Consider the following 12,686-nt stretch of genomic DNA (forward strand, 5'->3'; position numbering starts at 1 on the left):
CAATCAATCCGTCACCCGGTCTCTCGCCAGATCGAAAATCTGGATGCCATTTTTCGGGCGCCGGCGATGCTTCCACTTCGAATGCGTCAGTGTGTGCATGGCATCGTCATAGCCGGCCTTCCAGTTGCTTTCCATGGTGGCGCGCGAGAACTCGGCATCCATTGCATGCGAATCAAAGGTTTCGGGGCGGTGGATCAGGTGGACAACCGTGACATCATATTCGACACCGGCGGTGCGCAAAAGCATGACATCCTCATCATCCTGCAATTCCGGCGGCAGTTTCTCCAGAAGCCGGCGGGCGGCCCGGCGTAGGATCTGCTTGCGGGCAAACTCATCGGTATTCATGCGCGTGCGGCTGGAATAGCGGATTTCCTTGGCACGGGCATCGACTTCCAGAAGATCCCGCGGCAATTGTCCGCGGGCCGGAAACAGGTCCACCTGGAAAATGCACAGATCATTGGTGAAGCCATCCGCCGCCAGAACATATTGCAGCGGTGTGTTGGACACGAGACCACCATCCCAATAATGCTCGCCATCGATTTCGATGGGCGGAAAGCCCGGAGGCAAGGCACCGGAGGCAGCGACATGGCGCGAAGTGATCTTTGTGTCGAGATTGTCGAAATAGGCAAAATTGCCAGAGCGAACATTCACCGCACCCAGGCTGACGCGCACATCGCCCTGGTTCACCCGGTCGAAATCGACGATCTCGTCGAGTGTCTTGATCAGCGGATCGGTATCGTAATGGCTGATCCTGGCATCCGGATTGAGCAGCAACTGGTAGGGCGTCAAAAGCCGTGGCGAAAAGAAGCCGGGAATGCCGGCGATCGCGCCCGAAACGACCGACCAATCCTTGAACAGCCGTTTCATCTGATCCTGCGGCGACAAGGGCGCGCTGAGCTGCGAGGAGACCAATTCCCAAAAGTGTCGCAGGTTCTCCACCTGTTTGTCGGGCGGACTGCCGGCAATGATGACGGAATTGATGGCGCCGATGGAAATGCCGGCCAGCCAGTCGGGTTGGATGCCGTTTTCGTGCAAAGCCTGGAATGTGCCGGCCTGATAGGCGCCAAGCGCGCCGCCACCCTGGAAGACGAGGATATTCTGTACTGGACGCATGACTGAACGCATGTATGAGCGAACTCCCTATGAATACTGCCTTCGCAAGCGCAGCATGATCCATTGGAATTGGGATGAAAAGAGACCGGTTTCAGCAGGAGGATGATCAAACTTGCGTCATGAGAACAAAGAAAAGCCGCCCCGAAGGACGGCTTTCCATGGATTGGAATGACAGACGATCTCAGTGCAGGTCGAGCACGATGCGGCCGTCGATCTTGCCCTGTTCCATGCGGTGGAAGATCTCGTTGATGTTCTCGATCTTGTCCCAGGAGAAATGCGAGGCGACCTTGCCTTCGCCGGCAAACATCAGGCTTTCTTCCAGATCCTGGCGGGTGCCGACGATGGAGCCGCGCACTGTGATGCGCTTCAGCACCGTTTCGAATACCGGCAGGGAGATGAAGCCCGGCGGCAGGCCGACCAGCGCCATGGTGCCCTTGGAGCGCAGAAAGCCATAGGCCTGCTCCATGGCTTGCGGCGAGACGGCCGTGACCAGCGCGCCATGCACGCCGCCGGTGGCCTTCTGCACCTGTTCGATGGCATCCTTGTCGCGACCGTTGACGGTGAGGTCGGCGCCGAGCTTACGGGCCAGTTCCAGCTTGTCGTCAAATATGTCTGCGGCCACCACATGCATGCCCATGGCCTTGGCATATTGCACGGCCATATGGCCAAGCCCGCCAATGCCGGAGATGACCACCCATTCGCCGGGCTTGACCTCAGTTTCCTTCAGGCCCTTGTAGACGGTTACGCCCGCGCAGAGGATGGGGGCAGCGGCGCCAAATTCCAGATTGTCCGGAAGGCGCCCGACATAATCGGGATCGGCGAGGCCATATTGCGCAAAGGTGCCGTTCACCGAGTAGCCGGTGTTCTGCTGGCTGCCGCACAGCGTTTCCCAGCCGGTGCGGCAGGGGTTGCAGCAGCCGCAGGCCGTGTGCAGCCATGGCACGCCGACGCGGTCGCCTTCCTTGATGCGCGACACGCCGGCTCCCAGCTTTGCCACAAAGCCCACGCCCTCGTGGCCAGGAATGAAGGGGGGATTGGGCTTGACCGGCCAGTCGCCGTTTGCGGCATGCAGATCGGTATGGCAAACGCCGGTTGCCTCGTATTTGACAAGGATCTGGCCCGGACCCGGTTCAGGGATCGGCATGTCCTCGATCGTCAGCGGCTTGCCAAACTCGCGCACCACTGCGGCCTTCATCATTGCTGCCATTGGTCGTCTCCTCTGTGGGATAGCGGCACCGGCCGGCGCCGTGAAACCTCGATGGAAGCGGTTACCCGCTGCTGGTGAGGTTTTAGAGGAGTTGCATCAAGGGCGATTTGATCTGCCGCAAACCCAAACGGATCTCAGGTAAAGGCCAGCCAGATGGCAAGCCAGATCCATAGGAGCACCAGAGCGGCAAAGCCTGCCATGAAGGCGGACCGGCGATAGCGGATGCGGTTGCTCGTTACCTGGATATAGGCATGCCCATAGCGGGTGGCGACGAAGAGCCAGGCGAGAATGATGGTGGCACTATTGCTGCCATCCATGGCAATCAGCGCCAGGCAGCCGATGTGAAACAGAACCGGCAGTTCGAACTGGTTCTTCAGGCAATTGTGCACGAAGAGGCTGTCTTCCGGCTCCTGCTGGTTTTCGCGGAACTGGGCAACGGTTGCCCGGCCGGCTTTGACCGCCGCAACGCGCCGCTTCGACAGGAGGTAATAGAGCACAAAGACCAGCACCACATGCGCGATCATGGGCCAGATCATGGCTTCGTTCGAGATCATGCGAGACTGCCTCCGTTTACTCTTGGAGAGACAGCTTTATACGATGAAGGCCGCGGACTGAATGCCCGCGACCCGTGCATGCAGTTCAAATTCAGTTTCTCAACCGCAATGTTTCGGTACCGGCACCGTCTTCGCCGGAAATGGTCCACACCCCGTCCAGCACGCCGCCGGGCTGCACTTCATAGACGACGAGGCCAACGCTATCGCCCAGCACATAGCCGGCGGCAAAGGCGTTTTCATGCAGCATGCATATGCCGGTGGATGTGGTATCGCCCGTCTTCCACTCGATCGAACAGGTGGTTTCGCTGGTCAGCTTGATGCGCGCCGTGCCACGGTATTTCGAACCGTCGAGATTGGTCCCGGCCACATCATAAGTGCCTTCCCGAACGGTCTGCGCCTGGGCATGCGACACGAGACCGGCGGCCAGAAGCACGCAAGCGACTAATCTTTTCATGAATTCCCCCGAAGAACCGGCAGGATTGCCGGGCCTTCAGAATAGCGGGGCATTTTAGCGGCTTGCAAGAGAGCAAGCCGCCAAGGTTCTCAAAAATTAAAACAGCGTTAACTCATGCACCGCCGGGATAATTCGGGCTTTCGCGGGTGATCGTCACGCCATGCGGATGGCTTTCGCGAAGGCCGGCACCGGAAATGCGCACGAAGGTCGCCTTGTCCTGGAAGTCCTTGATATCCTTGCCACCGACATAGCCCATGGCGGCTTTGAGGCCACCGGCCAGCTGGTGCAGCACGGCCGAGACCGGCCCCTTATAGGGCACCTGGCCCTCGATCCCTTCCGGCACAAGCTTCAGCGTGTCACGCACTTCCGCCTGGAAGTAACGATCCGCCGAACCGCGGGCCATGGCACCGACAGAGCCCATGCCGCGATAGGCCTTGAAGGAACGACCCTGGTACAGATAGACCTCGCCGGGGCTTTCATCCGTGCCGGCCAGAAGCGAGCCGACCATGACGGCCGAGGCGCCGGCGGCTATCGCCTTTGCCACGTCGCCGGAAAACTTGATGCCGCCATCGGCAATCACCGGAATGTTGTGCTTGTTGGCTTCAGCAACGGCAGCCATGACGGCGGCCAGCTGCGGCACGCCGACACCGGCAACGATACGCGTGGTGCAGATAGAGCCGGGACCGATGCCAACTTTGATGCAGTCTGCGCCAGCATCGATGAGGGCGCGTGTGCCATCGCCGGTGGCCACATTGCCGGCGATGATGCGCACGGCATTGGTCATCCTCTTCACTTCGGCAACCGCATCCAGCACCTTCTGCGAATGGCCGTGGGCGGTATCGACGACGATGACATCGACGCCGGCCTCGATCAGCCGTTCGGCGCGCTCGCGCCCGTCATCGCCGGTGGAAATGGCAGCAGCGACGCGCAAGCGACCCTGCGCATCCTTGGAAGCATGCGGGTTAAGCTGCGACTTCTCGATATCCTTGACGGTGATGAGGCCGACGCAACGGCCTTCATTATCGATGACCAGCAGCTTTTCGATGCGGTGCGTGTGCAAGAGGCGCTTGGCCTCGTGCTGGTCCACGCCATCCTTCACCGTGATGAGGTTTTCACGCGTCATCAATTCATAGATCTTCTGGCTAGGATCAGACGCAAAGCGCACATCGCGATTGGTGAGAATGCCGACGAGACGGCCGGGGCGGTGAACGCCTTCAACCACCGGTATGCCGGAAATGCCATGCGCGCTCATCAGGGCCTTGGCTTCGGCAAGCGTTGCTTCCGGGCCGATGGTGACCGGGTTGACGACCATGCCGCTTTCAAACTTCTTGACCTGACGAACCTGCTCGGCCTGCTCGATGGGGGTAAGGTTGCGGTGGATGACGCCAATTCCGCCGGACTGGGCCATGGCGATGGCCAGACGGCCTTCGGTGACCGTATCCATGGCGGACGACAGGATGGGCAGGTTCAGCTCGATATCATGGGCGATGCGGGTGGCGATATTCGTCTGGCCCGGCATAACCTCGGAGTGTCCCGGCTGCAGGAGCACATCATCGAAGGTAAGCGCATCTGCGCCGGTTGCGGATTCTACAATGCGAGCCATGGCCAATTTCCTTAAATGTATGGAAGTTCGATCCGGCGGGAGGATGACCGGAAGCGACCTTCAGGAATGGGAAGTTGGCGAGGGCTGGTAACACGGTTTTACCGCAATGAAAACCGCCGCCAGCCTCAAAATGAAGCACGGCGGCAGGATTTCATCGTCTCGTCATCATTGATGCTCAATTCCTGTGGGCACAGCGCTGAAATGCCGGCAGGTGATTGTTCTCGGATGCAGCCTGCAGACTGTCGAAAATTCGCAGGATATCCGCATGGCCGGCAGCGGCCGGCATCAACTCCTTCGTGTAGAGATCGCGATTGGCGATTTCCGCCTCGACACCCATCAGACATGCCTCTTTCAGCGTCGCCGGCACCTGGGCCTTGATGGCTGCCGAACCGAGCTTGTCATTGGGCGGCACCTCAAGACCGTAATCCTGCATCAGGCCGACAAGCATGGCAGCATGCTTGCGCTCGGCCTTGATGATGTTGACAAAAGGCCGGGCCGCATCGAATTTCGTGATCGCGGCATCATAGAAGGCCTCGGCATTATACTCGTCCTCAAGCGCCCGCAGCAGCGCCTGCTCCGCCTTGATGTCAAGCGTGGCGGCCGGCGCCACCGCAGGCACCAGAGCCGTGGCACAGGCCAACAGCATCGGCAAAATCCATTTCATCTCATGTCTCCTCTGGGTTGATGCAAAGGAGCCTATCAATACAGGGCCTGCTTTCTGCGTGATCCAGATCAATATTACCAAAATCTAATTCTACATGGACGATTGGTTAGGAAGGGCCGGCGAATATTGGTCTCCAGCTTCAAGCTGGCGGCTGAACGGCCTCTTGGCGCCGCCTCGCTTTCATCACAACATCGAAGATGACCGCCCCCATGACCAGACTGCCTCCAGTCCAGGTGGCGTGGGCAGGAAGCTCCGCAAAAGCCAGCCAAACCCAAAGCGGTGCAAGCGGATTTTCCAGGCTACCAATCAGGGCAGAACGTGTCGCCGATATCAACCGGGTTCCAACGGTCATCAATAACAGCCCAAGGCCGAACTGGACAGTTCCAAACAAAATCAGGTCCAACATGGCCGCAGCCTTCACCTGCAGAGGATGAGCAAAGGGCAACACGATCAATGCGCATAGAAAGGCAGAAAGGCAGGCGGCGGGCAGCATGGAAACGTGTCTGTTCTTGCGGATAATAACCATCATTGCGGCATATGCGAATGCCATCGTCGCTGCGAATGCATAGCCTGACAGGTAGCCCCCGGACGCCTGCGGATTGACGATGATGATCACTCCCAGAAGCGCCATGAGGCTTGCTGCCCAAGTCGTCCAATCCTCCCGCTCTCCCGTGACGACAAGAGCCAATACAGCAGTCATGAAGGGAATGGCTGCATGAATGGTCATCACATCTGCCACCGGCGCAAGACGCAAGGCGTTGATGAAGCAGACCGTCGCAAGCGTAGAGAGGATGGCAACCCACAGGCCCGGCACACCCATGGCCAGGATTGCGCCGCCAAGTCCTTTTCGATGATTCCAGACTACATAAGCTCCAATGAATAGTCCGCCAAAAATCCCGCGCCAGAAAAGAACCGTCCAGACATCGAGCGTGATGAGCCTCGTAAAATATCCGGACAGGCTATAGGCGAGCGCAGAACTTATAATCAGCAGCGTTCCGAGCCATTTGCTTTTGTCGTTTTGCATCGTTTTCCCTCTTGAACCTTGCGAGTTCTACTCCGATGCTACTGACACCGTTTTGTCAGTAGTGTTCGGGAGGGTGCGCATGCGTCGTGCCGATCGTCTCTTCGATATCATCCAGGCGTTGCGCGGCCGGAAACAGCCGACGACCGCTGCTTTTTTGGCGCAAAGACTGGAAGTGACAACCCGGACCATCTATCGCGACATTGCAACCCTGCAAGCGCGGCGCATTCCAATTGAGGGCGAACCTGGCCTTGGTTATTTTCTGCGTAAGGGGTTTGATCTGCCACCTCTGATGTTCACCATAGAAGAGGTGGAAGCGATCACGGTTGGGGCCAATCTCGTTCAACGTATTCGCGATCCGAAATTGCAGGAAGCGGCGCAAAGTGTGCTGAACAAGCTCCAGCATACAGTCCCCAGCGAACTACGCTCCTATCTGGCGTCCCCTCGCTTTTATGTGTCGGAAGGAGATACGGTGCGACCGGACGGCATCGCGCTGGTTGACGTGCGCAATGCCATTCGCGGGTGCCGCAAAATCAGCATTACCTATGTAGACGAGCAACAGCGTCAGTCATGCCGCACAATCTGGCCCATCGCCACGGTTTATTATGTCGATGTAACGCTGATTGCCGCCTGGTGCGAACTTCGCCAGGACTACCGGCACTTTCGCGTAGACCGCATCATACAATCAGAACTGCTGAGTGAGCAATTTTCCGGCGACAGCAGTCGCATGATGACGGAATGGATGGCAATGCGCTCGGCACCATCCTGAGCACAACTACGCTCAGGCCGTGAATATCGATCAGCCCCAGCGCATTCCGGTAGGTCACAACCCGCCAAAATCGACAAAGGCCGGCGCATGGCACCGGCCTCATTGTCAAAAAGCCAAAAGCCAAGGCTCAGATATCGAACTGATAGGCCTTGGGCACGAAGCGGTAGCCGGTATCCTGCTTTTCCACATAGCCGACAGCCGGGAACGGCATGTGATAGCCGAGGAAGGCGAGCTTGTCGGCCGCCAGCATGTCGAAGGTTTTCTTGCGGGTGGCCGCTGCTGCTGCCTTGTCCATGTCGAAGCGCACTTCCCAATCCGGGCGCTGCAGGGAGAGGACGAAGTGGTTGGCGGTATCTGCCGTCAGGATCAGCCGGCGGCCGCCCGATTCGACATTGTAGATCATATGGCCGGGCGAATGGCCGAAGGCAGCCATGCTGGTAATGCCGGAGACGACGGAGGCACCATCGCCGACAAAGGTCATCTTGTCGGCCAGCGGCTTGACGCTGGCCAGAACCGCCTTGTGGCCGCCTTCCGCCGGTGTTCCCACCCGCGCGCTATTCGTCCAGAAATCATATTCCGCCTGTCCGGTCACATAGCGGGCATTGGCAAAGGTGGGCTTGCCATCTTCCATCAGGCCGCCAATGTGATCGCCGTGCAGATGCGTCAGCACCACGATCGTGACATCTTCCGGCTGGTAGCCGGCGGCCTTCATGCCTTCAACAAGACGGCCATTGCCCTGCGCCCGGCCGCCGGCACCAAAGCCCGTATCAAACAGCACGACATCGCTTCCCGTATCGATCAGCGTTGGCGAGAAGGAATTGACGAAATTATCGGCAGGCAGGAAATTGGCGGCAAGCAGCGCACCCACCGTTTCCGGCGTCTGGTTGGTGCCGAAAATCTCGTTCGGCTTGCCGGAGGCGCGCGCGCCATCCTTCACCACCAGCACGCGATAGTCACCAAGCTTGAAGCCATGGATTTCGGGCGGCATGGGTGCTGTCATCTTGCTCTCCGTTGCGGGTTGAACACTGGCCTGGGCGAAGGCCTGACCGGACAACAAAGCCGGCGCGGCGAGAATTCCCATCCCGGCGGAGCCGAGAAGCGCCCGCCGTCCCAATTCAAACTGTGCCATTTGATCCTCCGATGCGCGCGACCGTTGCGCGAAATCTGTTTCGGTCGATGCGCAACATATGCGGAATACCGCCCGTGAAAATGCCCCTCACGGACACGTGATTCATAACATGGGAACACGTGATTGTTCTGGCGGAAAGAAGAGCGCAAGCGTAGGGAAGCCTACCCGCCGCAGCTACGAAGTTTAGCATCTCATGAACCGTATCGTTCCGCTTATCCTGGCCGTCGCGCTCTTCATGGAGCAGATGGATTCCACCGTCATCGCCACCGCCCTGCCCGCAATCGCCCATGATCTCGGCGTTGGGCCGATCACGCTGAAACTGGCGCTGACCTCCTATATGGTGGCGCTTGCCGTTTTCATTCCCATCAGTGGCTGGATGGCCGACAAGTTCGGCGCCAAACGCATTTTCCGGATCGCGATCCTGGTCTTCGTCATCGGCTCCATCTTCTGCGCCGTCTCGACCAGCGTGTTCGAATTCGTTGCGGCGCGCTTCCTGCAGGGCATGGGCGGAGCGATGATGACGCCTGTGGGGCGGCTTGTGCTGTTGCGCACCACGCAGAAGAAGGATCTGGTCTCGGCCATGGCGCTGTTGACCATTCCGGCCCTTGTCGGCCCGCTGACAGGCCCGCCGATCGGCGGCTTCATCACCACCTATTTCACCTGGCACTGGATCTTTCTCATCAATGTGCCGGTGGGCATTCTCGGCATCTGGCTGTCGAGCATCTATCTGCCGGACATCGAAAGGCGGGCCTCGCCGCCGCTGGATGTGACCGGCTTCACGCTGATTGCGCTCTGTGCCGCCGGCACCGTGTTCGGGCTCTCCGTCGTCAGCCTGCCGGCGCTGCCGCCGATTGTCGGCATTCTGACCACGCTGATCGGCATTGCCTGCGGTGCTCTCTACCTCAGACACCAGCGGCAGCATCCAGCCCCCATCCTGCGCCTGTCGCTGTTTCGCAACCATGCCTTTCGCGCCGCTATTACCGGCGGCACGCTATTTCGGATTGCCACCGGAGCCGTGCCCTTCCTGATGCCGCTGATGCTGCAACTGGCCTTCGGCATGACACCGTTTCAATCCGGCCTCACCACCTTTGCCGGTGCGCTGGGTGCGCTCACCGTCAAATTCGTGGCAAAACGCCTGTTTGCCGCAACCGGTTTCAAGGTGACGCTGATTGGCGCCAGCCTGGCCGGCGCTGCCACCACCGCGGTCAACGGCTTTTTCACAGAAGCGACACCGCAGGGCATCATCATTCTGTTCCTGTTTGCCTCCGGCCTTGCCCGCTCGATGTTCTTCACCGGCACCAATGCGCTCAGCTATTCGGAAATCGATGATGATGAGGCAAGCCAGGCGACATCGATCAGCTCGGTCCTGCAACAGGTGAGCCTGGCGCTGGGCGTGGCCTTCGCCGCTTTCGTGCTGGAGGCCTCGTCCTATATCTCGGGCTCACACCTGCAGCTGGCCGATTTTCATCTGGCTTTCTTCCTGGTGTCGCTGGTCTCGCTCACGGCCACGCTGCCGCTTCTGTCGCTGAAGGCCAATGCCGGTTCCGATGTTTCCGGCCACCGGCGCTTTCGCGCCGCGCCGGAGCCTGCGGCTGAATGATCAGCCCTCGTCGTCCTCATCGGCATGATGGGGGCGGTGATCGCCCATCTCGTCCAGCGGGTCGCTTTCGCGATGCAGCTCAGCGCGATAGCCGGTGCCGGCATCGCCTTGCTTGCGGCCCTTGAAACCCTTGGCGAGCAGGAACATTTCCACCGATTCCTGACGCGAGGAGGCCGGCTTGATGTGCAGGACCTGGCGGAAATTCTGCTTCAGCATGTTGAGCAGGTCTTTTTCCGTGCCGCCCTGGAAGGTTTTTGCGAGGAAATGCCCGCCTTCGGCCAGAACTTCCACAGCAAAATAGGCGGCCACTTCGCACAGATGCATGGTGCGCAGATGGTCTGTCTTCTGGTGGCCGGTGGTGGGGGCTGCCATATCCGAAATCACCAGATCCGGCGTGCCGCCGACGGCTTCCATCAGCCGTGCCGGTGCCTCGGCTTCCAGGAAGTCGAGCTGCAGGATCTTGACGCCGGGGATGGGCACGACTTCGAGGAAGTCGATTGCGGCCACCCGAATATCCTCTTCCGTCGAGCCGGTCACTTTCGCTGCGATCTGCGACCAACTGCCGGGAGCCGCCCCCAGATCGATGATGCGGCTTGCGCCCTTCAGGATCTGGTGCTTCTCATCGATTTCCAACAGCTTGAAGGCCGCGCGGGCGCGATAGCCCTCGATCTTGGCACGCTGCACATAAGGGTCGTTGATATGACGCTCGATCCAGCGGCGCGAGGACGCCTTGAGCTTGCCCTTCTTCACCTTCTGGCCGAGCTTGCGGCCAATGGGAGCCTTGGTCATTGCGGGTTCTCCGGGGCACTGCGTGCCGTGGTCTCTGCGTTTCGGCGACCGCGAAAACGGCGCCACACACCATCATCGGCCATCATATCGGTCAAAAGCCCTTCGCGCAGGCCGCGATCGGCAACCCGCATGCGCGGGCTTGGCCAGCGGCGGCGAATGGCTTCCAGAATGGCGCAGCCGGCCAGTACCAGATCGGCTCGATCCGGTCCGATACAGGGGTTGGTGGCGCGGCCCTCGAAATCCCAGGACAGGAGCTTCGCCTGCATGGCGCTGACTTCCGCATCCGACAGCCAGAGGCCATCCACCTTGCGCCGATCATAGCGCGGCAGGTCAAGATGCACGCCGGCAAGCGTCGTCACCGTGCCGGATGTGCCGATCAGATGGAAATCCTCGTCTGCTGCCAGCGCATCCTCGCCGATCGGCGGGCATTCGAAAGCAGAGAGCATGCCCTCGACTTCCGCCACCATGGCGGCAAACACATCCGGCGTGACATTCTGGCCGCCGTGTCGTTCCGACAGGGTGACGACGCCGACGGGCAGCGAGGTCCAGTGGGTGATATGGTTGGCAAGACGGCTAGAACGGTTGTCGCGAATGCGCAGGACGGCGATTTCGGACGAGCCGCCGCCGATATCAAACAGCACGACGGAGCGCGCCTCGCGTCCGACGAGCGACGAGCAGCCGGAAACGGCCAGCCGCGCTTCCGTCTCGCGATCGATGATTTCAAGCTCAAGCCCCGTTTCGCGCGTCACGCGGGCGAGGAATTCCTCACCATTTTCCGCCGCACGGCAGGCTTCCGTCGCAATCAGCCGCATCTTGCGCACCGGGCGGTTGGCAAGCTTGACCGCGCAGATGCGCAGCGCTTCCACGGCGCGGTCCATGGCCTCCTGCGATAGCCGGCCGGTGGCGGCAAGCCCTTCGCCAAGCCGCACGATGCGCGAAAAGGCATCGACCACGCGGAACTGGCCGGGGCGCGTCGGCTGGGCAATCAGCAGGCGGCAATTGTTGGTGCCGAGATCGAGCGCGGCATAAAGATCATCAGGATGCGACCGGCGGCGCGACGCATCGCCCGCCTCGTTCAGCGCCTGGGCGCGCGGCCTGTGCTCCGGGCCTGCGCGACCGGCATGGGGATGATGTTGGGCGTGCGCAGGACCGCCCGAAGCGTGGCCGGTCGAAGCATGCTGCCCATGGTGACCATGGCCCCCATGTCCGGTCGGACCGGCGTGGCCAGAATGACCGGAGCTCTTGCCGCCGGACTTGCCCGACGGCGCCAGCGGGCGCCCCTGCAGGCTACGGCCTTCCTTGTTCTTCTTTGACCGTCCGCGCCGACGGCTGCCTTCGCGCGGCGCGACTGAGGACGCAGTGGCCTTTTCGGCAACCGCATGTCCAGGGCCTGCGCCAGCCGCACCTGCACTCACCGGCTTACTGCCAGCCATGGTCGCCGCATCCTGCGCGCCATGCGCCGGCTGTCCGGCCGCATTGGCGGCGGCGGCACCCTGATTCGGGGACGCACGGGAACGGCGACGCTTGCGCTTGCGCGCAAGGCTCGCATCCTTGGTCTCGGGACGTCGGGCGTCGCGGTTCTCCACCGCATCGACACCACGCACAGCAGAACCTGCGGAGGGCGGCTTGCCGCTCCGCTTCGCCTTGCGGCGTCGGCCGGTTTTGCCGGCCGGCCGTTCTGCTGACGACGCCCCGCCTTCGGGCGGCTTGCCGCCGCTGTCGGGGTTCATCACTGATCTGTCCATCTTGCCGCGCAAGAGCGCTTGAAGCCCGCTGCGGCATC

The 12,686-nt window shown here is 60.6% G+C and carries 12 protein-coding genes; 2 read left to right on the forward strand and 10 right to left on the reverse strand.

Annotated features, from left to right (window positions below; translation table 11 throughout):
* Positions 1 to 3: 3 nt before the first annotated feature.
* The 7 genes from E8M77_RS20285 to E8M77_RS20315 all read right to left on the reverse strand — a co-directional run bounded on the left by E8M77_RS20285 (position 4) and on the right by E8M77_RS20315 (position 6,619).
* A complete protein-coding gene (locus tag E8M77_RS20285; RefSeq protein ID WP_246659336.1) occupies positions 4 to 1,125 on the reverse strand; it encodes a patatin-like phospholipase family protein in 1,122 nt (373 codons plus the stop codon).
* Between the two features lie 169 nt (positions 1,126 to 1,294).
* On the reverse strand, positions 1,295 to 2,320 hold the full coding sequence (adhP, locus tag E8M77_RS20290) for an alcohol dehydrogenase AdhP (protein ID WP_137132432.1): 1,026 nt from the start codon (positions 2,318 to 2,320) through the stop codon (positions 1,295 to 1,297).
* Between the two features lie 134 nt (positions 2,321 to 2,454).
* Positions 2,455 to 2,871 carry an MAPEG family protein gene (locus tag E8M77_RS20295; RefSeq protein ID WP_137132591.1) on the reverse strand — a complete coding sequence of 139 codons (417 nt, stop codon included), beginning with the start codon at positions 2,869 to 2,871 and terminating at the stop codon, positions 2,455 to 2,457.
* Between the two features lie 94 nt (positions 2,872 to 2,965).
* Positions 2,966 to 3,328, reverse strand: a complete 363-nt coding sequence (locus E8M77_RS20300) for a hypothetical protein (protein WP_137132433.1) — start codon at positions 3,326 to 3,328, stop codon at positions 2,966 to 2,968.
* A gap of 112 nt (positions 3,329 to 3,440) precedes the next feature.
* A complete protein-coding gene (gene guaB / locus E8M77_RS20305; RefSeq protein ID WP_137132434.1) occupies positions 3,441 to 4,931 on the reverse strand; it encodes an IMP dehydrogenase in 1,491 nt (496 codons plus the stop codon).
* 175 nt (positions 4,932 to 5,106) lie between these two features.
* Positions 5,107 to 5,595 carry a ferritin family protein gene (locus E8M77_RS20310; RefSeq protein ID WP_137132435.1) on the reverse strand — a complete coding sequence of 163 codons (489 nt, stop codon included), beginning with the start codon at positions 5,593 to 5,595 and terminating at the stop codon, positions 5,107 to 5,109.
* Positions 5,596 to 5,734: 139 nt separating this feature from the next.
* On the reverse strand, positions 5,735 to 6,619 hold the full coding sequence (locus tag E8M77_RS20315) for a DMT family transporter (protein WP_137132436.1): 885 nt from the start codon (positions 6,617 to 6,619) through the stop codon (positions 5,735 to 5,737).
* Between E8M77_RS20315 and E8M77_RS20320 the strand changes: the two genes are divergently transcribed.
* Positions 6,606 to 7,385, forward strand: a complete 780-nt coding sequence (locus tag E8M77_RS20320; protein ID WP_137132437.1) for a YafY family protein — start codon at positions 6,606 to 6,608, stop codon at positions 7,383 to 7,385. The genes E8M77_RS20315 and E8M77_RS20320 overlap by 14 nt on opposite strands.
* 127 nt (positions 7,386 to 7,512) lie before the next feature.
* On the opposite strand, the gene E8M77_RS20325 is transcribed toward E8M77_RS20320, so the two are convergent.
* On the reverse strand, positions 7,513 to 8,514 hold the full coding sequence (locus E8M77_RS20325; RefSeq protein WP_137132438.1) for an MBL fold metallo-hydrolase: 1,002 nt from the start codon (positions 8,512 to 8,514) through the stop codon (positions 7,513 to 7,515).
* 193 nt (positions 8,515 to 8,707) lie between these two features.
* Here E8M77_RS20325 and E8M77_RS20330 point away from each other — a divergent pair, with 193 nt between their 5' ends.
* Complete coding sequence (locus E8M77_RS20330; RefSeq protein ID WP_137132439.1) at positions 8,708 to 10,114, forward strand: MFS transporter; 1,407 nt, start codon at positions 8,708 to 8,710, stop codon at positions 10,112 to 10,114.
* Here E8M77_RS20330 and E8M77_RS20335 read toward each other — a convergent pair whose 3' ends face one another.
* Both E8M77_RS20335 and E8M77_RS20340 read right to left on the reverse strand, forming a co-directional pair.
* Positions 10,115 to 10,903 (reverse strand): RlmE family RNA methyltransferase, encoded by a 789-nt coding sequence (locus E8M77_RS20335; RefSeq protein ID WP_170975948.1) that lies wholly within the window; start codon positions 10,901 to 10,903, stop codon positions 10,115 to 10,117. It lies immediately after the preceding gene.
* Positions 10,900 to 12,633: a Ppx/GppA phosphatase family protein gene (locus E8M77_RS20340; RefSeq protein WP_246659337.1), complete on the reverse strand. Its 1,734-nt coding sequence runs from the start codon at positions 12,631 to 12,633 to the stop codon at positions 10,900 to 10,902. The genes E8M77_RS20335 and E8M77_RS20340 overlap by 4 nt, the downstream gene beginning before the upstream one ends.
* Between the last annotated feature and the right edge of the window lie 53 nt (positions 12,634 to 12,686).

The sequence above is a fragment of the Rhizobium sp. FY34 genome (genome assembly GCF_005222845.1).
Lineage (GTDB): Bacteria > Pseudomonadota > Alphaproteobacteria > Rhizobiales > Rhizobiaceae > Neorhizobium.